Here is a 238-nt window from a genome sequence, read left to right on the forward strand (position 1 = left end):
GTACCTGCTCGACGCGCGCGACTGGGACCGCGCTGCGCAGCTCGCCTTCAACCTGTTCCTCCACTTCTGGGTCATCGGCCTGCTCGGCGAGGTCCGCACCTGGATGGATGAGCCGCTCGAGTCCGGGGACCCGCTGCACGACCGGACGCGCGCCATCGCGCTCTACTTCACGCGCACCATCCGTTTCTGGAAGGACCCGGATGGGCGCGTGGCGGCCGACCTCGCAGAGAGCGCGGAC

General features: G+C 69.7%; 1 protein-coding gene. It reads left to right on the forward strand.

The features are described from left to right. Positions 1-238: hypothetical protein (locus tag ACPYOG_RS20620; protein WP_481295925.1), on the forward strand; the 238-nt coding region annotated here is incomplete at both ends.

The organism is Leifsonia sp. HAY1-4F, from assembly GCF_056755275.1.